Raw genomic sequence first — 23,249 nt, 5'->3', positions numbered from 1 at the left:
GGATTTGTTCATGCCACAAGGACCCTTACGACGGCGATCCCGCCACCGCCTGTTCCTCACCGCCGCGGCGACGGTGGGTGCGCTGCTGCTCAGTTCCTGCTCGGTGCTGGCCCCGGCCCCCACCGCCACGGTGACCTCCAGCGCGGCGGCGTCGACCATCGGCGACGTCCCGGCGGAGCTGTCCGGCTTCTACTCGCAGCCGGTCACCTGGACGTCGTGCAGCGGCGGCTTCCAGTGCACCACCGTGGAGGTGCCCATGGACTACGCCAAGCCCAAGGGTGCCACGATCCGGCTTGCCGTGACCCGGCTGCCCGCTTCCGGCAAAAGGCTGGGCGCCATGTTGATCAACCCCGGCGGGCCCGGCGCGTCGGGCGTGGACATGGCGAAGAACAGCGCGAAGTCGTATTTTTCGGACAAGCTCCGCAGCGCGTACGACATTGTCGGCTTTGACCCGCGCGGGGTGCAACGCTCCGATCCCGTCAAGTGCCTCAACGACGCCCAGACGGACGCCGCCCGGCAGGTGGACTTCAACATGGACACCGACGCCGGCTTCGCCAAGGCCGAGGCTGCCACGAAGGACCAGACCGCGTTGTGCGTGAAGAACACCGGACCGGTGCTTTCCCATGTTGACACCGTCAGCTCCGCCCGCGACATGGACATCCTGCGGGCCGTCGTGGGAGACCCCAAGCTGAACTACATGGGCTTCTCCTACGGCACCAAGCTCGGCGCCACGTATGCCGGGCTGTTCCCGGACAGGGTGGGAAAATTCTCCCTGGACGGCGCCCTGGACCCCACCCTGACCATCGACCAGATCTCGATGGGCCAGGCCGCCGGCTTTGAAAACGCGCTCCGCGCCTGGGCCAAGAACTGCCTGTCCGGCACCGACTGCCCGGTGTCCGGAACCGTGGACGACGCCATGGGGCAGATCCGCGAGCTCCAGGCCGTGTACGAGAAGACGCCGCAGCAAACCCATGAGGGCCGCGTGGTCACGGGCACCGAGTTCACCAATGCCCTGGCCTTTGCCATGTACTCCACGGATTTGTGGGACCCGCTGTCGGCCGCGCTGAAGCAGGCCTTTGCCGGCGACGCCACGGCCATGCTGACGCTGGCCGATTACTCGGCCGACCGCGGCACGGACGGCAAGTACAACTCCAACACCGCCGCGGCCTTCACGGCCATCAACTGCCTTGATTACCAGATGAATTCCAACACCGCCTACATGCGCCAGGACGCGAAGGAACTCGAAAAGGCGTCCCCGACGTTTGGCAAGCTGCTGGCGTACTCGGGGTTGGCCTGCAAATACTGGCCGTTCCCGCCCACCGGAAAAGCGGACGCCATCCATGCCCCGGGCGCCGGGCCCATCCTGGTCATTGGCACCACGGGCGACCCCGCCACCCCGTACGCGTGGGCGCAGTCGCTGGCCAAGCAGCTCGATTCGGGGGTCCTGGTGACGTGGAAGGGCAACGGCCACACCGCCTACGGCCGATCCAATGCCTGCCTGACTTCCGCGGTGGACAACTACTTTGTGGACGGCGTCGTCCCGGCTGCGGGAACCACCTGCTAGTGCCGGACGGGGACTCGATTTTGTACTTCGGGCCGCAGCATATTAGAGTTGTTTCTTGTGTTCGGCGGATGAACCCCACAAGGGTTCTTCGATGATCACAGGCCTCCATAGCTCAGTTGGTAGAGCGTTTCACTCGTAATGAAAAGGTCAACAGTTCGATTCTGTTTGGAGGCTCATTCAATCCCCCGGTTCCTGGTGAACCGGGGGATTTTTTGTTGCCCGCCGACTCCGGCCTAGAGGTGTCGCAGCAAGGTTGCCACGGAGTCCAAATATTGCTGGTCGTCCTCGATGCCGGCCAGCGGAACCTTGAACAGCCAACCCTGCATCAAGGCAAGCACGGCGGGAAGGATCGCGGCGGCAGCTTGCTTGCCGCCCGCGGCATCCACTCCCCTGGCTTCCCGGTACCAGGCAACCAGGTACCCTTCCAGGTGTTCGGTTAATTGGCCATAGGACTCCCGCGCAATGAGGCCGATGGTTTCCGAATGGGTGGCCAGGCCCCAAATCTGGACCACCAGGCTTCCGTCACGCAGCGGGCCGGAGACCGAGTCCATGAACTCAAGCAACGCCTCCGCCGGATGCGGCATGGGAGAGCGTGCGGCCATCTCGTCCAGGATCGCCACCCTGCCACCCACCAGGCGCCTGGCCATGGCGGCAAGGATCTCGTCCTTGCCCTTGTAATAACCGTAGATGGCACCGGCGGACAGCCCGGATTCGCCGATGATATCCGCCATGGACATCTCGGCCACCCCCTTGCGCCGGGCGCACTCCAGGGCGGCCTCTTCGATTCGCAGGGTCATGATCTGTCGATGTTCATCGCTAACACGGGGCATGTGACGCAGACTATCAGCAAAAGAGAACGAACGTTCTTGACGCAGGGGCGCCACCATGGCTTAATAAAGAACGAACATTCTTTTTCTTTCAAAGGAGCCGCCATGGCCACCACCGCAACACCCCACACCCGCTGGGGGCTGACGCTCGCAACAGCCATTGGCGCCTCCGCCGTGGTTGCCGTCATCCTGCTGGCCTTCCTCTGGCCCACCGTCACCTCCTCCGTGCACAACCTGCCCGTGGTGGTCTCGGGCAGCGGTCCGGCCGCAACCGCACTGAACACCCAACTCGAGAAGACGGGCGCCTTTGCCCTCAGCCCCGTCGAGGGCAGGGACGCAGCCGTGGACGCGGTCACCTCTCGCGACGCCTACGGCGCCTTCGTGGTGGCCCCGGACGGATCCGGCGTGGAGGTCCTGACGGCGTCCGCCGCCAGCCCCGTCGTCGTCCAGATCATGAACCAGGCCGCTGCCGGCATCACCCAGGGCCTGGCCCAGAAGTCCGCCGCTGCACACGCCGCACAGTTGAACTCGGCCATTGCCACCGGCAACCTCGCCGCGATCATCGCAGCCGCCGGGCCGGCGCCGGCGCCGGCACCCAAGGTGACGGTGACCGACGTCGTGCCCCTGAACCCGCAGGACTCCCGCGGCACCGGGCTGGCGCTGCTGGGCCTGCCCCTCGCGATGGGCGGGATGATCGGCGGCGTGCTGATTTCCCTGGTCGTGACGGGATTCCGGCGGCGCCTGGCCGCCGCGGCCGTCTACGGTGTGGCCGGCGGCCTTGGCCTGGTGGGCATCCTGCAGGGCTGGTTCGGCATTCTGTCCGGGCCGTACCTGCTGAACGCCCTGGCCATGGGATTGGGTCTGTTTGCCATCGCCATCACGATCGTCGGGCTGGAATCGCTGCTGGGCAAGCCGGGCATCCCGATCGGCGCCGTGCTGACCATGTTCATCGGCAACCCGATCTCCTCGCTGACGTCCCCGCAGGAATTCCTGCCGGGCGCGTGGGGCGCCATCGGCCAATGGTTCGTGCCGGGCGCCACGGGCACGCTCCTGCGGGACCTGTCCTACTTCCCGGATGCCGCCCAGGGCATCCACTGGCTGGTGCTCGCAGCCTGGTCGGTGGTGGGCATAGCCCTGGCCATCCTTGGCCGGCACCGCAACGAGGAGGCCGTGCACCTGCCGTCGACGCTCGACGCCGAACCCGCCGCCACGGAAAACCTCACCGCAGTCTCTGTCTAAGCTGACAATGGCTTGGCGATCCTGCCGGGTCTGCCCCTCGATCCCTCTGGAGCAGTCACGTTCCAGGGGGATTTTTGGCGTCCGCAGCCGTTTCCCACCCGTCTGGACCTAGCATGGGCCCATGAACGATAAACACACCGGGGTGCAGCGGCTGGGCCGGGAGGCCGCCCGTGAACCGGGCCGGGTGCATTGGATGGAGTTGTTCTTCGACCTCGTCTTTGTGGTCTTCGTGGGTCAGCTGGCGCACGGCATCCACGGCGACCCAGGGTGGGCACAGTTCGGCACCTTTGTGCTGCTGTTCTTTCCGGCATGGTGGGCCTGGGCGAACATCGTCTCCGTGGTTAACCTGATGCCCGGGCTGTCCGCCCGAGCACTGGGCGTGGCCATGCTGGCGGCCATGGCAGCGGCCGGCGTCATGGCCGCCGCAGCTCCCGGCGCTTTCGGGGACCGGGCCTGGGCTTTTTCGCTGGGCAACGCGGGGATGCGCGTGATCCTGCTGGTCCTATGGCTCTACAAGGACCGCCAACAGCCGGGCCCAACACCCTGGCGGATCTGGATCTACAACGGCGGGACTGCCGTCCTCTGGTTGGCGTCCTCCTTCCTGCCGCTGCATTTCGCAGTGGTCTTGTGGGCCCTCGCCATCGCGGTGGAGGTTGCCATGGTGACCATTGGCGGGCGGCTGTGGGCCGGGCGCGCGGCGGCCGACGTGAACATTGAACACGCCTCGGAGCGGCTGGGACTCTTTGTCGTCATCGTCCTGGGTGAAGCGGTTTTCACCATTGTCAGCGAGGTATCGGCTGACTGGAACGCCGGAGCCGGAATCGCAGGCGCCCTCGGATTCCTGCTTGTTGCGCTGCTGGGCTGGGCGTTCTTCCAATACGGCACCGGAATGGTGACGGCCGGGCTGGAACGGCTGCAATCACGGTCCGACTTCACCGGAATCCTGCAGACCACGCTCTTCCTGCCGTTCTTGCTGGTCCTGGGCATCACATCCATTGCTGCGGGAATCGCCACGGCGATTCCGGAAGCCTACGAGCATTTGCCCCTGGGTGCCCGGACGGCCCTCGGCGGCGGCCTGGCACTTTTCTACGCCACGAACGGCTTGGTGACGCTGCGCTACGGCCAGCCCATGCGTGCGGTGCTGCCCTGGGCCCTGCCCGCAATAGCCGTTTCCTTGCTGCTCATCCCGCTGGGTGCAGCGGTCTCCGCGGCTGCGCTGCTTGCGGTTGCCGTGGCCCTGCTGGTGGCCCTGACGGTCCACACGGAGATCGCGCACCGCCGGCGGTAGTCGGTGTCGACGACCGAGGCTGCGGAGGCGGTATTCCCGTAGGCGACGTCAGGGAGGCCGAAGGCCGCCCGCGGCCGATGGCCGGAAAATCGCCGGCGGAACGCCGGCTTCGACGCCAGAGCCGGTGGGGCTCAGCCCTCCCAGGGGAAGACGACGCCCTCGCCGACGACCTTGAGCGAAAGCTGGGTGCCGGGCCGGGCCAGCATGGCGTTCCAGTGGCGGATGCTGATGATCTCCCCGCCCACGGGCTGGTGCGGGTCCACGGGCTTGGCGGGGTCCACGGCGATGGGTTCAAGGGCGATCCGCACGGTGGTTTCCGGGCCGAAGTAGTCGGTGTCCACCACGCGGCCGCGGATGTTGCCACCCTCGGAGATGCGGATCTGTTCGGGGCGCAGCATCAGGTGCACGCGGCCCTGCACGGGCGGGCGGCGCACGGGAATGCCGCCGAGTGAGCACAGCGCCAGCGAGCCCTCCATCCAGGCCTCCAGGATGACGGCGTCGCCGAGGAATTCGGCCGTGGCCCGGTCCGAGGGCCGCGTATACACCACGAAGGGGCTGCCGATCTGGGCCAGCCGGCCCTCGCGCATCACGGCCACCTGGTCGGCGAAGCTGAGCGCCTCGGCCTGATCGTGCGTGACCAAAATGGTGGTCACGCCGGCATCACTCAGGGTCTGCGACACGGCCCGGCGGGTGGCGACCCGCAGCCCGGCGTCGAGGGCGCTGAACGGTTCATCCAAGAGCATGAGTTCGGGCTGGCGCGCCAGGGCGCGGGCCAGGGCCACGCGCTGCTGCTGGCCGCCGGAAAGCTGCGAGGGCTTGCGCTTGGCATAGGACGGATCCATCGACACCATCTCCAGCAGCTCGGCCACCCGGGACGCGGCCGCCTTGCCGCGCAGCGACAGGCCGAAGGCGATGTTTTGGCCCACGCTCAGGTGCGGGAAAAGGGCACCATCCTGTGCCACATAGCCCACGCTGCGCTTGTGGGCCGGGATCCAAGATCCGGGTCCGGCCACGTCCGCACCGCCCAACGAAACACGGCCGGCGTCGGGCGCCTCGAAGCCGGCAATGAGGCGCAGCAGGGTGGTCTTGCCGGAGCCCGAGGCCCCCACGATGGCCGTGGTGCGGCCCTGGGCGACCGTCAGGTCAACACCCTTGAGCACCTCGGTTCCGCCGAACGACTTCCGCACGCCGTGCACCTGTAAGTGCTCGGTGGCGTGGCCGGCGTCGGGCTTGTACCCGGCGATGGGGGTGGTTGCTGCCAACGGCCCGGGTGTTGCTGTCACTGTCCGGCTGCTTTCTTGGATTGGGCAAAGAGGAGGTAGGTCATGGGGGCCGAGAGCAGGATCATCAGCAACGCGTACGGTGCCGCGCCCGCGTAATCGATCTCGCTGCTGAGCGCCCAAAATTCGGTGGCCAGGGTATTGGTGCCGTTGGGGGCCAGCAGCAGGGTGGCCGTCAGCTCGTTCACGATCCCCAGGAACACGAGCGCCGCACCGCCGGCCGCGGCCGGGGCGCTGAGCCGCAGCGTCACCTTCAGGAAGGCGAGCAGCGGCGGCTTGCCCAGCGCCTGGGCGGCCTCGTCGAGTTCACGGGGCGCCTGCGCCAGGCCCGCCCGGAGGTTCACGAGTGCCCGCGGCATGAAGAGCAGGGCGTAGGCGGCCACGAGGACAACGGCGGTCTGGTAGATCGCAGGCACGTTGCGCACCGTGATGGTCACCAGGGCCAGCGCCACAACGATGCCGGGCATGGAGGAGGAGATGTAGTTGACGCCTTCGAGCATCTTCGTGATGGGGCCGGGATGCCGGATCACCAGGTAGGCCAGCGGGAAGGCGACCACGGTGGTGGCGAGGGCGCCCACGAGCCCGTAGCCGAGCGTCTGCAGCAGCGAGGTCACCAGCGCGTCGCGGGTCCACACCTCGGCGCCGCCGGCCACGAGCCAGCGAACCACATGGAACAGCGGGACGCCCAGAGCCAGCGCGGAGAGTGCCGCCAAACCCAGTTGGGCGGGGGCCTGGCACCAGCCCAGCGGCAGCCGGACGGGGTTGGCCTGCACGCCGGCACCCACCCGCGCGTACCGGGCGTTGCCGCGCGTCTTGGCCTCGCCCAGGAGCAGCAGCAGGCACAGGAGCACCAGCACCCCGGCCAGCATGTTGGCCGCGGCCCCGTTGAAGGTGGACCGGAACTGGTCGTAGATGGCGGTGGTGAAGGTGTCGAACTGGATCATGGCGAAGGCGCCGTATTCGGCCAGCAGGTGCAGGGACACCAAAAGCGCGCCGCCGGCCGCGGCCAGCCGCAACTGCGGCAGCACCACCCGGAAGAACACCCGCCACGGGCCCAGCCCCAGTGAGGCCGCCGACTGTTCCAGCGCCGGATCCAGGCGGCTGAGCACGGCCGCCACGGGGATGTAGACGAGCGGGAAGTAGGACAGGACCGAGATCAGCACGCCGCCGAAGACGCCGCCCAGCGACGGGATGGCGCTGACCCAGGCGTAGCTGTTGACGAAGGCCGGGATGGCCAGCGGCGCCGCAAGGAGCACCGCCCAGACCTTGTGTCCGCGCAACCGGGTCCGTTCCACCAGCCACGCCCCGCCAATGCCCAGCACCAGGGTGATCGGGACGGTGATCACCACCAGGGCAACCGTGTTAAACAACAATTCGCCCACGCGCGGGCGGAACACCAGGGCCTTGACGGTGTCCCACCCTGCGTTGGCGGTCATGACGGCCACGTATCCCAGCGGAAGCAGGGATACTGCCGCGATCAGGACGCAGAGTACGACGACGGCCCAGGGGCCGGAGCGTGTGCCCCGGCCCCCGGCGGTACGGAAGAATCGTGTGCGCGGCGGTTGGACCGGCGTCGTACTTTGTGTCTGTGGCATCAGTACTACAGTAGACCGGCCTGCGTCATCAGGTCGGTGACCTTTTGCGAGTTCAGCTTGGCTGCGTCAATCTTCGGCGCCTGCAGCTCGGGCAGCGGGGTCAGCTTTGCGTTCGCAGCAACGTCGCTGGCCACCGGGTATTCAAAGGACGTGCCGGTCTGCAGGATGGTCTGGCCGGCCTTGCCGGTGATGAATTCCAGGAACTTCTGCGCGTTTTCCTGGTGCTTGCTGGAGGCCAGCACGCCGCCGCCGGAGATGGAGACGAATGCGCCCGGGTCCTGGTTCTTGAAGTAGTGCAGGGCCACGTTGTTGGAGTTTTCACCGGTCTTGGCCTGGTCGCCGAACCAGTAGTAGTGGTAGATGACCGCGCCTTCGACTTCGCCGGCGTTGACGGCCTTCATGGCGGTGCTGTTGCCCTTGTAGGCCTTGGAGTTTTCCTTCATGGACTTCAGCCAGGCCAGCGTGGCGGGCTCACCCTTGAGCTCAAGCATGGCGGAGACGATGGCCTGGAAGTCGGCACCGGACGGGGAAGCGGCCCAACGGCCCTTCCAGGCGGGGTCGGCCAGGTCCATGATCGACTTGGGCAGCTGGGCCTCGGTGAGCTTGGTCTTGTTGTACGCGAACACCGTGCTGCGGGCGGCGATGCCGGTCCACTTGTTCGTGGAGGGGCGGTATTCGGCCGGGACCTGCGCCTGGATCTTTGCGTCGGTGGCCGTGAACAGTCCGGCGTTTTCAACCTGCGTCATTGCGGGTGAGTTCTCCGTCAGGAAAACGTCGGCCGGGGACTTGGCGCCCTCCTGGACGATCTGGTTGCTTAGCTCGGAATCGTCACCGTTGCGCACGGTGACCTTGATGCCGGTCTCCTTGGTGAAAGCGTCAACCCAGGCCTGCGTGAGGGTCTCATGCTGGGCGTTGTAGACGGTGATGGCATCCGTGGCCGAGCCCTGGGCGCCTTCCGAGGCTGCGGGGCTCGTGGTGCCCCCGCACGCGGCCAGGGCGAGCATGGATACGCCGGCAATGGCGGCAACCGCAGACTTGCTAACCGCAGACTTGCTGAACAGAGACTTGCTGAACACGGACTTCATGGGGGCCCTTCGGCTGATGGAAACAAATAGCGAACGTTTATTGATCGTAATCCAAGCTAAGGGCAGCCTTGGCTTAATTGCGGCCAAATGTGACGCAGCTCTCGTCGCGCGCGGGTGAATTGCGACCCCAATGCTGCTACCCGCCGGTAGGTTAACGCTTGCGCAGCAGCGCCTCGGCCCGCTCCACGTGTTCGTGGACTATGGCTGCCCGGCGTTCGACGGCGGCCCGCTCCCCCGCGCCCAACCGAAGCATGGCGACGGCCTCGGCCGCGGCGGCGAGGGCGTTGCCGGCACGCGAGAGTTCGCGGTGGACGTCGTTGAGGTAGCCTCCCGTGCCCGTGGGGATCTCCGTGCCGTCGCTGGGCGCGATTGCCTGGGCGTCGGTGGCGATCCGGCGCACCCGCGGCAGCAGGTCCGCGAGGCCGTCGGCGATGGGGATCAGTGCCGCGTAAGTGTCGGCCGTGGCCTGTCCGGCGGCCGGCCCGGTTGCGTCGGCCTCGATGCCTTCGAGCATTTGGTGGAATCTGTCCAGGCCGCGGCGGAATCTGTCGTGGGCGCGGCGCCACACACCCTTGCCTAGTTCCGCGTCGTCCCGCCGGCCCGGCCGGGAGCCGCCAAAAAGTCCTTTCAGCATGCCGCTTAGAGGTACTGTCCGGGGCCGCCGGTGTCGGGCAGGCCGGCATCCGCGGAACGTGTCTCGGGCTGCTCCATCGGGGCCCGCTGCGGCTCACCGTTCTGGCCCACCACCACGCCGGGGGCAATGACGGTTCCGGGCGGCAGCTGGCGCATGGCCATCCGGGTGGCAAGTTGCTGGTTGGCCATGGCTTGCGCTGCCAGGGCTGTTTGGATGCCGTGGAACAGGCCCTCAAGCCAGCCCACGAGCTGGGCCTGGGCGATGCGCAGCTCGGCGTCGGAGGGCGCGGTGTCTTCGCTGAACGGAAGGCTCAGCCGGTGGAGTTCCTCCACGAGTTCCGGCGACAGGCCGTCCTCGAGCTCGGCAATGGAGCGTTCATGGATTTCGGCCAGGCGGGCGCGGGCGGCGTCGTCCAGAGGCGCGCTCTTGACCTCGTCGAGGAGCTGCTTGACCATGGTCCCGATCCGCATGACCTTGGCCGGCTGGTCAACCATGTCGGCCACGCTTGGATGCGCGGCCGGACGGCCGGATTCGGTGATGTCGTCCACTACAGTGCCTTCCGCCGGGGCGCCGTTGGGAGCAGTTCCGTTGGGCGGGGTGTGCGCCTTCTCAGTCATACGGCCAGTCTCTCACGGCCCCCTCCCAACTGTGACGCAGTAGTTGCTGGATTTGCGCCGATTCTTAGCAACTACTGCGTCTCAGTTGGGGCTACACGAGGGTTTGCCGCCGGGTCATGGGCAGCTTGGCCCGGGTGAGCAGCCAGGCGGCGCCCGCACCGAACAGTGGCACCAGAATCAGCAGCGCCCCCATCTGCAGCCACGGCAGCACAATCGGCATGCCGCGCTGGAAGGACAGCACGACGACGGTTGGCACGGCCCCGGCGAACAGGCCCAACACCGTCCCCATCATGGCGGTCATGAGGGTCTGCGAACCGGACAGCGCCTTGCGCAGCCTGGGATCGGCCCCCACGCTGGCCAAAGTGGCGTGATCGCTGCGACCGTCCGCGAGCGCCAACCCGGCGGTGATGCCGGCCGCGCTGAGCGTGATCAGTGCGCCACCGATCACAATGGTCCACAGCACGATCCCAATGGCGGTGTTGGGGCCGGGCTCAAAGTAGACCCCGTTGTACTGCCCCAGCAGCGGGGTCATGGCCGATTGCAGCCGGTCGGATTCCGCCGCGGTGGGACGTTGGGGCACCGTGACCAGCAGCAGTTGGTCGCTGACGGGGATCTTCAGGGCCGCTGCGGTCTTTTCCGAGACCATGCCATAGAAGTTCAACGGCTTCTCGGGCACCTCCACGACGGCGGGAATCGCTTGCTCGGTCAAAGGGACCGGTGTTGGGCGCAAGTACATGGCATTTGAATTGCCCGGATCCACCTGGGTGTAGGAGGTTTCCGCCCTCGGATCGAAACTGATGACCTTGGCGGTGTCACCCGGCCACAGGAAGATTTTGTTCGTGATCACCATGCCGCCGTCGGCCAGGGTCTGCAGCGCCTGTGCACTGGGCGCGCGGCCCAGCAAGACGCTCAGTTCGGCCTCGCCGCCGGCCACGATCGCGGGGATTCCGGCGCTGTAGCCCTGCCCGCTCATGGGTCCGGTGCAACGCCAGTCGTCAAGGTCCTTGGGCTTCCAGTCCTTAGCCATTTCACAGCGGTTCTCCGCAGGTTCCGCGAGCGCCCATTGAGGGCACACGGTGGCGTCTGCCGACGGGGCGCCGTTGTTTGCCATGTCGGCCTTTTGCTGGTCCAGCGTGCACCGTGTGTCACTGGCCGTGCCGCGCAGCACCTGCGTCACCGCCGCGGGCCCCAGAACGTCCGTCAGCGTAGCCGTGGCTACCTTGGGGTCAACAGTTGCCAGCCGCGGCTCGCCGGAGACGCCCATGGGAGAGTAGTCGGCTTCAATGAACTCGAGGCGAACCCCGGCCTGGTTCAGGTTGTATTGCCATTGGTGGTCGTCGCTGGACTGTTGCATCAGGCTGGCGGTACCCACCATGAGCGCACCGGACAACGTGGCCGCGGCGAGCACGGCAGCCACAGCGGGAACGGTGCGCCCACGGTTGCGGGCGGAGTCCCGGGCGGCCAGGCGCAACGGGACAGGAAGCCAAGAGGTCCGTGCCGTCAGGGCGCCAATGATGCGCCCGGTAAGGCAGATCAGGCCAACCACCAACAAGACAGCACCGGCCACCACCAGGCCGGCAAGCCACGGGGCCCACAGGTACTGCGAGTCGTTACCACGGGTGGCAACCGTCACGGCCGCGGCGGCCGCCATGGCAAGTGCAGCAAGCAGCAGCAACCCGAGGCCGACGCGGGGCGTCCACTTGGAAGGAGTGTCCGCCGTGCGGCCGGACTTCAGCGCGGACAGCGTGGCTTGCTTTGCCACGGCCCGGGCCGGCACAAGTGCGGCCACGATTCCGGCTGCGACGCCGAGCACCACCAAGCCAAGGGCCGGCAGCCACATGACGTGCAGGCCCGGGAACATGGCCAACCCCCTTGACCGCACCACGAGGACGCCGATGATGGCAACAATGGTGCCCAGCACTGCCCCGGCGACGCCGCCGGCCAGGCCCAACCAGAGCCCGCCGGCCGTGACGGTGTTGCGGACCATGCCGCCCTCGGCCCCGGAGGCGGCCAACAGGGCAAGGTCGCGCTGCTGCTTCCGGGCTCCCACGGCAAAGGCCGCCCCGGCCAGCAGACCAACCTCCAGAAGCGCAAGGACGGCTATCAGCAGGCCCATGACGAAGTACGTGGCAATCATCGTCCCGCGCCAGTCATCCTGCATGTACTGGGCATCCTCGCCGAGTTGTGCCTTGCTGGGCGGATCCAGGAGCAGGCTGCGGGAAGTGAGCAGCACTCCCTTGGCGTTGAACGCCTTGGCGTCGGCCCACACCAGCGGCCTGTCCCCGGCCAGGTAGATGGTTGCCGGGGACAGCCCCTTGGCGATCTCGGCGGGCAACTGGCCGGGCTTGAGGAAGATAAACGACTCCCCGTCACCCTGGCGGACTGCACGGACGGTGCCGGTAATGGCAAAGGTACCGGCCGACGTCGTCAGCTTGTCACCGAGCGCCAAGCCAAAACGGTCCAAGAGGCCCGGCGAGCCCAGCGCCTCCCCCGCCGACGACGGCGCACGGCCGGCCAGCAGCACGTACTTGCCCTCGAAGGCCGGGTTGAGCACGTCGGTCACGACTGCCGAAAGGTCCACCTGGGCCTTGCCGACGGGCGAGGTGAGGGAGGTGGACTGCAAGGGAATCGCCGTGTAACCGGCAGGAACGGCGTCGGCCGGGGCGGTCGGCGTGAAGTGCGGATCGGGGTCCCCCGTCATGGCCCAGCCGCCGCCGGTATCGCCCTGCACGCTTTGGACCGTCTTGCTGTTGAGGGTTTGCATTTCGGTCAGCCGGCCCTGGGTCTGCCCCAGTTCCATGGCGGCGGTTTCGGCCGGTGTGGCCACCATGCTCATGCCGGCCGTAGCGGCCACCGACATGGCGAAGACGGGCAGCGCAATCAACGCAACAATCAGCGCGGAGCGGCCCTTGTGCCGGCGAATGTCCCGCCACGCCATGGTCAGGGCCAGGCGCAGCCGGTGCCGCCGCCCGCCTTTGACGGGCATCAGGTCGAGCGCCATCTCAACGCCCCAAGCCGGTCAGCAGCACTGACGGATCGTGGGCCGAGGCAGCCTCGTCCACGATGCGCCCGTCCTTGAGGAACACCACCCGGTCCGCCCAGCCGGCATGCCGCGCCTCATGGGTCACCAGTACGACGGCGGCACCGGCCTCGGCGCGGCCGCGCAGCACCTCGAGGATGCCGTCACCTGTCGCCGAGTCCAGGGCACCCGTGGGTTCATCGGCCAGGATCAGCCGACGCTGGCCCACAATGGCCCGGGCAATCGCAACGCGCTGCTGCTGGCCGCCGGACATCTGGTCCATGAACCTGTCCGCCAGATCCTCGATGCCCACAAGGCGCAGCGCATCCTTGGCCTGCCGGCGCGCCTTCCGCGCCGGGATGCCGTCCAGCTCACGCGGCAACGCCACGTTTTCGGCGGCCGTCAGGGTGGGCACCAGGTTGAAGTCCTGGAACACGTACCCCACGGCGCGGCGGCGCAGTCTGGCCAGTTCGTTGATGCTCAGCCCGCCCAGCGGGGTGCCCTCCACGAACACCTCGCCACCGGTTGCCTTGTCCAGGCCGCCGGCCAGCGTCAACAGTGACGACTTGCCAGAGCCGGACGGACCCATGATGGCCACGAATTCCCCCGCGCGGATGGTCAAATTGACGTTGCGCAGCGCGGCCACGGCGGTGGCGCCCTCGCCGTAGGTGCGGCTCACGCCGTCGAGTTGCAGGACCTCGTTGCTCATTTGGAGGCCACCTTCGGGGCCTTGCGGGAGGCCTTGGCCTCGGCAGGCTCGACCACCGGGGGTCCAGCCTGCCGGGACCTCACGGCCCGCTGGGCCATCCAGCCCTCGCAGTGGTCCAGCCACCGCACCTCGGCCTCCGTGGAGAAGATCAGGGAGTCCAGCACCAGCAGCCAGGCGGCGTCATTGGCGTCGGACGCACCGGCAGCCCCGGTGGGACCGACCCCCGCACTGCCCGCAGCGGTGCGGCGCTGGCGGGTGTAGTCCTGCAGCAGCCGCATCGACGCGGTGCGTTGGGCCTGGATGACGGCGGCAACATCGACGCCGTCGAGGGTCAAGGCCAGTGCCAGCTTGATGGCCAGCTCATTGCGTGGTGGATTCGTGGCCGCGACGGGGGCGGCGAACCAGCCCACCACCTCGGCGCGCCCGGCGGCGGTGATGCTGTAGATTACGTGGCCGTCGCCGTCGTCCCCGTCTTTTTCCACCAGGGCGTCCCGCTCCAGGCGGTCAAGGGTGGTGTACACCTGCCCGATGTTCAACGGCCAGGTAGCCCCGGTCCGCTCCTCGAATTCCCCGCGCAACTGATAGCCGTACCGCGGCTGATCCTGCAATAACGCCAAAAGTGAATGTCTGATCGACATGGCAACTCCCCCAACTCGGCGCGACCGCCCCCAATGACCGGTCGCAACGACGGCATACATACCGCGTATGGAGCACGTTACCTACCGGGTATGCAGGAAGCAAGCATGGAGCCGAAAATGACCCACAGCTGGAAGGAGCCGGGTTACAGGGTGAGCAGGACCTTGCCCACGTGTGCGCCGGAGTCGAAGTACTCGTGCGCCGCGGCCGCCTGGGCCAGCGGGAATGTCTTGTCCACGATGTTTTTCACGGCACCCGAGGCGATGAGCGGCCAGACGTGGTCGCGCACGCCGTCCATGATGGCCTCTTTCTCATGCACGGGCCGGGCCCGCAGCGTGGTGCCGATGATGGCGGCGCGCTTGGCCAGCAGGGTGCCCAGGTTCAGTTCCGCCGTTGCCCCGCCTTGCAGGCCGATCACCACCAGGCGCCCGTACAGCCCAAGTGCCGACACATTTTGCCCAAGGTACTTGGCGCCGACGACGTCGAGGATCACGTTGGCGCCCTGGCCGTCGGTGAAGTCGGCCACCACTTTTACGAAGTCCTGGGTGCGGTAGTTGACGGCCACGTCCGCGCCAAGGTAACTGGTGAGCATCGCGACTTTTTCGTCACTGCCGGCCGTGGCAATGACCTTGGCGCCGGCGGCCTTGGCGAGCTGCACCGCCATGACGCCGATCCCGCCGGTGCCGCCGTGGACCAGGACTGTTTCCCCGGGCTGCAACTGGGCCGTCATGAACAAATTTGAGTAGACGGTGGCGGCAACCTCGGGCAGCGCGGCCGCACTGACGACGTCGACGCCGTCGGGCAGGCGCAGCACCTGGCCGGCCGGCACGGCCACCTGCTGGGCATAGCCGCCCCCCGAAAGCAGCGCCACGACCTTCTCGCCAAGGGCGAACGGCCGGGTCACATTGCTGCCGAAGCCGGCGATCCGCCCCGAAACTTCCAGTCCCATGATGTTCGAGGCCCCGGCCGGCGGCGGGTAGAAGCCGCGCCGCTGCTGGACGTCGGCGCGGTTGATTCCGGCGGCAACCACGTCGATCAGCACCTCGCCCGGGCCCGGAACGGGTGCGGGGACGTCGGCCACGGTCAATACCTCCGGACCCCCGGCCTGCGGGACAACAATCGCCTTCATGACACTCTCCACTTACATTCTCTTGCCGCCAAAAATTGCAGGCCCAACCCGGTCGCTTTGGTGGCACCGCTCTGCTTATGAAACACTACTAGGGTAAGGAAGGTTGTCCGAGCGGCCGATGGAGCTGGTCTTGAAAACCAGTGTGCGGTAACCCCGTACCGCGAGTTCGAATCTCGCACCTTCCGCGCGAATATCAGGGAAGCAGTCTCGTGACGAGGCTGCTTCCCTTTTTGCTCTTAAGTCCCAATTTGGCGTCTCGATTGGATCACAGCGGGGTCACAATATTGACACGAAAAAACCACTTGTTCGCACAGTGATTCAAGCCACACGTGAGGTTGGTTACGAAATGAAACTTTTTCATCCAAATCCTAACAACGTGGCCCAGTTCACTTGACCGTAGCAACCAATTCATGATTCATTCACATTTGCGTGTTTGGATCAAACACGATCCTGCTTGGCTGGCCGGGGGCCAGCCTTTTTTGTTTGCCTCATTCAAAAACCAAAGAGCAGATCATCATCACTCATGGCCACAAAGATGTGCCTGACAACGAGAGTTGGAGACATGACGAGCAATACCCTTATGAAGACGGGCCTGGGTGCCATATTGGCGCTCGGGCTTGTCTCGGCCCCGTTGGCGCTCGCGCCCGCGATGGCCAGCCAAGGCTCCGCACCCGCGGAGCTGACACAGACGGCGGTGCTTGCGCAAACTCGCGCCCTGGCGCCCGCCGTCACGGCAGCATCCCACGTGATCATCAACGAGGCCTACCTCAACGGCGGCAGCGCCGGGGCATCATTCAAGAACCGCTTCGTGGAGTTGTACAACCCCACGAACTCACCCGTCGACCTGAGCAACTGGAGTCTGCAGTACCGGCCCGGCGGCAACGGCGGGGCCATCTCCATCGGCGCCACCCTGGGCGGCCCCGGCACCACGGGAATCATCCCCGCCAAGGGCTACTACCTGGTCAAGGGCGCGGCCAACGGCGGGGCAACCCCGGCCGGTGACGACCTGCCGGCAGCCGATGCGGAATCCTCTTCGCTCGCCTTCGCAGCGGGCACGGGCACGATCGTGCTCGCCGACCAGACCGCAAAGTTCACGAGCCTGCCGACCGGTACGGTGGTTGGCCAGGCCGGCGTAGTCGACCTGCTCGGCTACGGCACCTCAAACACCTTTGAGGGCGCGCTTGCCCCGATCGGCAGCGTCAGCAAGTCGCTGAACCGCACCGGCTTCGTCGACACCGACAACAACGGCGCCGACTTCACGGCCGCTGCAGCCACGCCCGAAGGTACTCAGGGCGGGGTTGCCCCTGCCCTGCCGCCTGCGGATTCCGGTGTCAAGACCATCGCGGAAGTCCAGGGAACGGGTGCCGAAAGCCCCCTCGCCGGCACCAACGTCACCACCAAGGGCAAGGTCACGGCCGTATACCCCTCCGGCGGATTCCTGGGTTACTACATCCAGACCCCCGGCACGGGCGGCGACATCGACCTCGCCACCCACACGGCGTCCGACGCCGTGTTCGTGTACTCCCCGGCCACTGTCGACACGGTCAAGGTTGGCGACTACGTTGAGGTCTCGGGCCTCGTCACCGAATTTGGCGGCGCAGCCGATGCCAACAAGACCACCGAGATCAATGTCGCCACCGGCGGCATGAAGGTCCTCCCGGACGCTGTGCCCGAGGTCAAGGAAGCGGTCCTGTCGACGTTCCCGTCCACGGACGCCCAGCGTGAAACCCTTGAAGGCATGTTGGTGATGCCCCAGGGCCAGTTCACCATCACCGACAACTACTCGCTGAACAACTACGGCGAGGTCACCCTTGCCGTGGGCGACTCCGCCCTGATTCAGCCCACCGCAATTGCCCCGGTCGGTTCCAAGGCGTACAACGACAAGGTTGCCTTCAACGCGGCCAACAAGATCGGCCTCGACGACGGCGCCAGCACCAACTTCCTGAACGCCGCCGGGAACTCAACACCGCTGCCGTACCTGACGGCCGCAACCCCGATGCGTGTCGGCACGACGGCCACGTTCACCAAGCCCGTCATCTTTGACAACCGCAACAACGCGTACAAGTTCCAGCCGTTGACCACCGTCACGGCGGCAAGTGACGCCGGCTCGCTGCCGATCAGTTTCGGCAACACCCGCCAGGCAACGCCCAGCGCGGTTGGCGGCAACCTCAAGGTTGCCTCGTTCAACGTGCAGAACTACTTCCCCACCACCGGTGACCAGGACCCCAAGTGCGCGTTCTACAACGACCGCGCCGGCGTTCCCGTCACGGTCAAGAGCGGCTGCCTGCAGCGCGGCGCGGCCAACCCCGCAGCGCTGAAGAACCAGCAGGACAAGATCGTCTCCGGGATCATCGCCTCCGGCGCCGACCTGCTCTCCCTGGAAGAAGTTGAAAACTCCGCCCAGTTTGGCAAGGACCGCGACAACGCCCTCTCCATCCTGACCGCCGCCCTGAATGAAAAGGCACCCGGAGTCTGGGATTACGTTCGCTCTCCCGCAGCCGACCAGCGCCCCGTGCTGGCCGACGAGGACGTTATCCGCACCGCCTTCGTGTACAAGAAGGCAACGGTCGTTCCCGTGGGCAACTCCGTCATCCTCGATGACAAAGCTTTCACCCACATTGCCCGCCAGCCCCTGGCACAGTCTTTCAAGCGCGTCGGCACCCCGGATTCGTCCAAGATGCTGATCATCGTCAACCACTTCAAGTCGAAGGGTTCGGCTGCCACCCCGGACGACACCGACAAGGGCCAGGGCAACTCCAACCTGGCGCGTACGGCCCAGGCCAAGGCGGTGCTGAAGTTCTCCACGGACCAGCAGGCGGCCCAGGGCACCGACAAGGTGCTGCTCATGGGTGACTTCAACGCCTACCTGTTCGAAGACCCGATCCGGACCATCACCGATGCCGGTTACGTCGACCAGGATGCAAAGACGTCCAAGCACTCCTACAACTACGACAGCATGGTCGGCTCGCTGGACCACGTCCTGGCCTCCCCCGCCGCCGAAGCACTCGTGACCGGCGTGGACATCTGGAACATCAACTCCGTTGAGACCATCGCCATGGGTTACAGCCGCGTCAACTACAACGCGACCAACTTCTACGACACCTCGGCGTTTGCCGCGTCCGACCACGACCCCGTCGTGGTGGGCCTGAACCTGGGCGACGCTGAGACCAAGGAAATCAACCTCCTTAACATCAACGACTTCCACGGTCGCATCGACGCCAACACGGTGAAGTTCGCTGGAACGGTCGAGAACCTGCGCTCCGCGTCCGGTGATGACAAGACGGCCTTCCTGTCCGCCGGTGACAACCTGGGCGCCAGCTTGTTTGCGTCCTCCTCGCAGAACGACCAGCCCACCATCGATGTGCTCAACGCCCTCGGGCTCCAGGCCTCGGCCGTGGGCAACCACGAGTTCGACAAGGGCTGGAACGATCTGCAGGGCCGCATTCGCGACGCCGCGCAGTGGGATTACCTGGGCGCCAACGTTTACGCGAAGGGCACCACCACCCCGGTGCTTGACGAGTACAAGGTCCTCACGGTCAACGGCGTGAAGGTTGCCATCATCGGCACCGTCACCCAGGAAACCCCCACGCTGGTGACCCCGTCGGGCATCTCCACGCTGGAATTCGGCGACCCGGTTGCCGCAGTGAACCGCGTAGCCAAGAAGATCAGCGACGAGAAGCTGGCCGACGTCATCGTGGCCGAATACCACGAAGGTGCCGGAGCAGGCGCACCCGACGGTGCAACCCTTGACCAGGAACTGGCCGAGGGCGGCGCCTTCAAGAACATCGTCGAGAAGACCAGCCCGCTGGTCAACGCCATCTTCACGGGCCACACGCACAAGGAATACTCCTGGGATGCAGCCATCCCCGGTGTTGCCGCCGACGCCGCCCTGAAGACCCGCCCCGTGCTCCAGACCGGCAGCTACGGCGAGAACATCGGCCAGATCCAGCTCTACGTCGACGCGGACACCCACAAGGTGACCTCGTACAAGGAACGCAACGTTGCCCGCTCCACGGAAGCCGACGCCGCACTTGTCACCAAGTTCCCGCGCGTTGCAACGGTGAAGACCATCGTTGACAAGGCACTGGCGGACGCCAAGCTTGCCGGCAACGTCTCCGTGGGCAAGATCTCCGCAGACATCTCCACCGCCCAGACCGTTGACCCGGTCACGGGTGCGTTCAACCGTGACGACCGGGCCAACGAATCCGCACTGGGCAACCTGGTAGGCAATGCCCTCCTGGAATCCCTGAAGTCGGACCAGACCGGCGGTGCCGAAATCGGCGTCGTCAACCCGGGCGGCCTCCGCGCTGACCTGCTGTACAAGAACGCCGGCTTCGCGGACGGCGTGGTCACCTACGCCAACGCGAACGCCGTCCTGCCGTTCGTCAACAACCTCTGGACCACCTCCCTCACGGGCGCCCAGGTCAAGACGTTGCTCGAGCAGCAGTGGCAGACCAACGCGGACGGATCCATCCCCAGCCGCCCGTTCCTGAACCTGGGCCTGTCCTCGAACGTGGACTACACGTACGACTCCGGCCGCAAGCTCGGCGACCACATCACCTCGGTCACCATCAACGGTGCACCGCTGGATGAGAAGCGCTCCTACCGCGTGGGCACGTTCAGCTTCCTGGCAACAGGTGGCGACAACTTCCGCGTCTTCACCCAGGGCACCAACACCAAGGACTCCGGCCTCATTGACCGCGATGCCTGGATCAAGTACCTGGGTGACAAGTCGGCCGTTACCCCGATCGCTCCGGACTTCTCCCGCCGCGGCGTGGATGTCGTCGGCGCCCCTGCCACGGTCACCCCGGGCCAGGAAGTCACCGTTGGCCTGAAGAAGCTTGACCTGACGTCCCTGGGCGTCACCAAGTCCACCGAGGTCACGGCCAATTACGAGCCCTCGGGCGTGGGTGGCGGCACCGGCTTTGCCGTTGTCACCGCCGATGTCATGCCGACCGTCCTGGGCACCGCACCCGTCACCAATGGTTCGGCAACGCTGACCTTCACGGTGCCGGCAGTGCTCAACGGCGGCCGCATCACCATCACCACCAACGGCGGCACGTTCGCCCGCCTGCCGATCCTGGTGCCGGTGGCCGGCGACGCGACGGCAGAACCGACCGACACGGCAACCGCCAACCCGACGGACACGGCAACCGCCAACCCGACGGACACGGCTACCGCCGAGCCGAGCGACACGGCAACCGCCAACCCGACGGACACCGCTACCTCGAACCCGAGCGACACGGCAACGTCAAACCCGACGGACACCGCAACGTCTTCGTCTTCACCGTCCGCAACGGCGACGATGACTTCGACGACGACGTCCGGCACGGTTGCGACAACCCCGGCAAAGGGCGGTGCGAGTGCAAGTGCAACGACCAGCGCACAGGGCAACGACGAACTCGCCTCGACGGGTAGCTCCATGCTTCCCTTCGGTTTGGGTGCGTTGATCCTGCTCAGCGCCGGCGCGGCATTCGCCTTCGCCTCGCGACGCAAGGAAGCCCGCCACTAGCATCCGCTGGTAGCAACAAGGACCCCGCGGTCCGATCCCTCAAGGGTTCGGACCGGCGGGGTCCTTCTTTGCGTTGCGGCGAATAAGTACGGGCCGAAGCAGCGGCGGTCCGATTTAGCCGACGATGGCGGCGGCGATCGCGTCGGCGTCGAGCACCGTGCGGTAGCCGCTGCGGTATTCGGCACCGGCCTGCGCCGCAATGGCGGTGCCCCATTGCACGCTGGAAAGCTGGAGGCCCAGGACATACAGGCCTTCCACGGCCTTGCCGGCACCGTCCAGGGGGCGGTAGGGCGGGTTGGTCACGTCCAGGCCGCTCGTGACCACGGGGTCGCCGTCGGCGGCGATCATGACCCGGGGCCTGACCAGGCCGTCGGCCAGCAGGTTGTTCAGCAGCACCGAATCGCTGCCCTGGATCCGGTTGGCCGGGGCCAGCGCCTCCACCAGGTAACGCGCCTGCCACGGTTCGCCGGCCACCCAGGGGGAGCTGGTCAGGAAGCGGCCGTACTGGATCCGGAAGACGGGGTCCGGGCCGGCAAAGTGCACCACCCCGGCACGGACCAGGGCCGCCAGTTGTTCCATGCGCAGGGCGGGCGGCCCGCTGGCCAGGCCCTCCACGAAGCCTTCGAACCAGCCGCGCAGTTCGCCCAGCCAGGATTCCTGCGTGATGCCCCTGTCGGCCACGAGGGACTTGATGACGGCCCGGCCCGCGTTGAGCGCGCCGATCGCCATCTTGACGGGGTCGTCCTCGCCCAGGGCGGAGCCGGCGGCGTCGTCGGACAAATAGGCCAAAACGGCCCGGTCCAGCTGTTCCTGGGAGGCAAAGCGGTGCTGCCCGCCGGGGCTCAGCGGGTCCCGGCGCAGCGGCCGCGCCAGTGCCTGCAGATCAAGGGCGTGGCCCTCGGCCACCTGCCCGGCCACGAGGGACTTGAGCCGCCCGGCCCAGTCGCGCGCCTCGCCGTCGAGCCCGGAATGCAGCAGCTCATCCAGCTCGGGCAGGAACTTCCCGGACACGGCGTCGGGCCGGGTGCGCGCCAGCGTGGTGTAGTACGCCCACAGGGTGTCCCGGTGCAGCAGCGGCCAAATATCATGGTCGAAACCGGCCGTGGCGCCCATGTCCCGGATGGTGGCGGCGGCGTCCTCGCTCAGGAAGCGCAGTTCGACGCCGGACGGGTAGTAGCTTTCCAGCTCGGCCTTGGCCCGGTACGGGGTGCCGCGGCGGGAGGCGCCCACGATCACCGGTTCCCGCCCCGAGGGCACATAGGCCAGGGTGTGTCCGGGCGCGCCGCCGCTCGCTTCGAAGCGGCCGCCGCGGCCCTCGGTCAGCTGCCCCAGGACGTCAAAGAAGTTCAGCCCCATGCCGCGCACCAGCACCGTCTCGCCGGCCGGAAGCTGCGCCCAGTCGACGTCGTTGGGTACGGCGGGGGGCAGGTAGTGAAGTCCGTTGGCGCGGGCGTCGTCGCGCAGCTCCCGCTGGGCCGGACTGAGCCGCGCCTCCACATGGCCCAGCGCCAGCACCACCTTGTCCGCGTGCAGTGTCTGCCCGTCCAGGAGTTCGACGCCGAACCCGCCGAGGGCGTGGTCGCGCGCCACCCGCCGGGCAACGGTTTGGTGGACGGTGACGGTGGCACCCGCCGGCAGTGCCGCCAGGAGTTGGGCAAAGCACCAGCTGAGGTAACGCCCGTACAGGGCCCTGCTGGGGAAGCCGGTGGCGGCGAGCGCGGCAAGTTCGGTGCGGTCGCCGTCGCTGAGTGAGGCATCCGGGGTGGATCGTTGAAGCAGCCGCCACTCGTCAAAGGTGCAGCCGGCCAGGGGGCGGGCCGCCACACCCTGGTCCGGGATCAGGGTGGGGAAGAACGACTGCGTGTTCATCAGGTACAGCCGGGACTGTTCCGTGCGCCAGACGTGGCCGGGCCCGGGCGGGAATGGGTCGACGAGGTGGATGTCCAGCGCTTCGGAGACGCCGGTGCTCGCCGTCCTTGCCGAATACTGCGCCAGCAGGCGTTCCATGACGGAAGTCCCGCGGGGCCCCGCCCCCACAATGACAACTGCCGTCCCGCCCAAAGATTCCACCCCTTGAGCTTAACGGATGGCGGCACCGGGCCGGCGGGGGCAGCC

15 protein-coding genes and 2 tRNA genes are annotated in these 23,249 nt (G+C 66.9%); 6 read left to right on the top strand and 11 right to left on the bottom strand.

Annotated features, from left to right (window positions below):
* Positions 1-10: 10 nt before the first annotated feature.
* Both AL755_RS02610 and AL755_RS02605 read left to right on the top strand, forming a co-directional pair.
* The gene (locus AL755_RS02610; protein ID WP_054009586.1) at positions 11-1,564 is read left to right on the top strand and encodes an alpha/beta hydrolase; all 1,554 of its coding nucleotides are present in this window, start codon (positions 11-13) and stop codon (positions 1,562-1,564) included.
* Between the two features lie 101 nt (positions 1,565-1,665).
* Positions 1,666-1,738 (top strand) — tRNA-Thr (locus tag AL755_RS02605).
* A gap of 59 nt (positions 1,739-1,797) precedes the next feature.
* On the opposite strand, the gene AL755_RS02600 is transcribed toward AL755_RS02605, so the two are convergent.
* Positions 1,798-2,394, bottom strand: a complete 597-nt coding sequence (locus AL755_RS02600) for a TetR/AcrR family transcriptional regulator (protein WP_160318822.1) — start codon at positions 2,392-2,394, stop codon at positions 1,798-1,800.
* Between the two features lie 102 nt (positions 2,395-2,496).
* On the opposite strand from AL755_RS02600, the gene AL755_RS02595 reads away from it, so the two are divergent.
* On the top strand, positions 2,497-3,630 hold the full coding sequence (locus AL755_RS02595; protein ID WP_054009584.1) for a hypothetical protein: 1,134 nt from the start codon (positions 2,497-2,499) through the stop codon (positions 3,628-3,630).
* A 121-nt stretch (positions 3,631-3,751) separates the two neighbouring features.
* Complete coding sequence (locus AL755_RS02590; protein WP_054009583.1) at positions 3,752-4,918, top strand: low temperature requirement protein A; 1,167 nt, start codon at positions 3,752-3,754, stop codon at positions 4,916-4,918.
* Positions 4,919-5,049: 131 nt separating this feature from the next.
* On the opposite strand, the gene AL755_RS02585 is transcribed toward AL755_RS02590, so the two are convergent.
* From AL755_RS02585 to AL755_RS02545, 9 genes are all read right to left on the bottom strand, one after another.
* Positions 5,050-6,162, bottom strand: coding sequence for an ABC transporter ATP-binding protein (locus tag AL755_RS02585; protein ID WP_054009758.1), 1,113 nt, complete (start codon positions 6,160-6,162; stop codon positions 5,050-5,052).
* A 35-nt stretch (positions 6,163-6,197) separates the two neighbouring features.
* Complete coding sequence (locus AL755_RS02580; protein ID WP_082368822.1) at positions 6,198-7,793, bottom strand: ABC transporter permease; 1,596 nt, start codon at positions 7,791-7,793, stop codon at positions 6,198-6,200.
* A 5-nt stretch (positions 7,794-7,798) separates the two neighbouring features.
* Complete coding sequence (locus tag AL755_RS02575; protein ID WP_054009756.1) at positions 7,799-8,797, bottom strand: iron ABC transporter substrate-binding protein; 999 nt, start codon at positions 8,795-8,797, stop codon at positions 7,799-7,801.
* Between the two features lie 232 nt (positions 8,798-9,029).
* The gene (locus AL755_RS02570) at positions 9,030-9,512 is read right to left on the bottom strand and encodes a hypothetical protein (protein ID WP_054009582.1); all 483 of its coding nucleotides are present in this window, start codon (positions 9,510-9,512) and stop codon (positions 9,030-9,032) included.
* A gap of 5 nt (positions 9,513-9,517) precedes the next feature.
* The gene (locus AL755_RS02565; protein WP_054009581.1) at positions 9,518-10,129 is read right to left on the bottom strand and encodes a bacterial proteasome activator family protein; all 612 of its coding nucleotides are present in this window, start codon (positions 10,127-10,129) and stop codon (positions 9,518-9,520) included.
* A gap of 91 nt (positions 10,130-10,220) precedes the next feature.
* Positions 10,221-13,130, bottom strand: coding sequence for a hypothetical protein (locus AL755_RS02560; RefSeq protein ID WP_054009580.1), 2,910 nt, complete (start codon positions 13,128-13,130; stop codon positions 10,221-10,223).
* 1 nt (position 13,131) lies between these two features.
* On the bottom strand, positions 13,132-13,857 hold the full coding sequence (locus AL755_RS02555; RefSeq protein ID WP_054009579.1) for an ABC transporter ATP-binding protein: 726 nt from the start codon (positions 13,855-13,857) through the stop codon (positions 13,132-13,134).
* The gene (locus tag AL755_RS02550; RefSeq protein ID WP_054009578.1) at positions 13,854-14,495 is read right to left on the bottom strand and encodes a PadR family transcriptional regulator; all 642 of its coding nucleotides are present in this window, start codon (positions 14,493-14,495) and stop codon (positions 13,854-13,856) included. Before AL755_RS02550 ends, AL755_RS02555 begins: the two co-directional genes overlap by 4 nt.
* Before the next feature lie 143 nt (positions 14,496-14,638).
* Positions 14,639-15,622: an NAD(P)H-quinone oxidoreductase gene (locus tag AL755_RS02545; protein ID WP_054009577.1), complete on the bottom strand. Its 984-nt coding sequence runs from the start codon at positions 15,620-15,622 to the stop codon at positions 14,639-14,641.
* A 97-nt stretch (positions 15,623-15,719) separates the two neighbouring features.
* Between AL755_RS02545 and AL755_RS02540 the strand changes: the two genes are divergently transcribed.
* Positions 15,720-15,807, top strand: a tRNA-Ser gene (locus tag AL755_RS02540).
* 377 nt (positions 15,808-16,184) lie between these two features.
* Positions 16,185-21,134: an ExeM/NucH family extracellular endonuclease gene (locus AL755_RS02535; RefSeq protein ID WP_237762418.1), complete on the top strand. Its 4,950-nt coding sequence runs from the start codon at positions 16,185-16,187 to the stop codon at positions 21,132-21,134.
* A 114-nt stretch (positions 21,135-21,248) separates the two neighbouring features.
* On the opposite strand, the gene AL755_RS02530 is transcribed toward AL755_RS02535, so the two are convergent.
* Positions 21,249-23,204 carry an FAD/NAD(P)-binding protein gene (locus tag AL755_RS02530; RefSeq protein WP_054009575.1) on the bottom strand — a complete coding sequence of 652 codons (1,956 nt, stop codon included), beginning with the start codon at positions 23,202-23,204 and terminating at the stop codon, positions 21,249-21,251.
* Between the last annotated feature and the right edge of the window lie 45 nt (positions 23,205-23,249).

Origin of the sequence: Arthrobacter sp. ERGS1:01 (assembly GCF_001281315.1) — a bacterium.
In the GTDB taxonomy this organism is placed as follows: domain Bacteria; phylum Actinomycetota; class Actinomycetes; order Actinomycetales; family Micrococcaceae; genus Specibacter.
The sequence above is the reverse complement of the archived record's forward strand: the minus strand, read 5'-3'. Positions and strand labels throughout refer to the sequence as shown.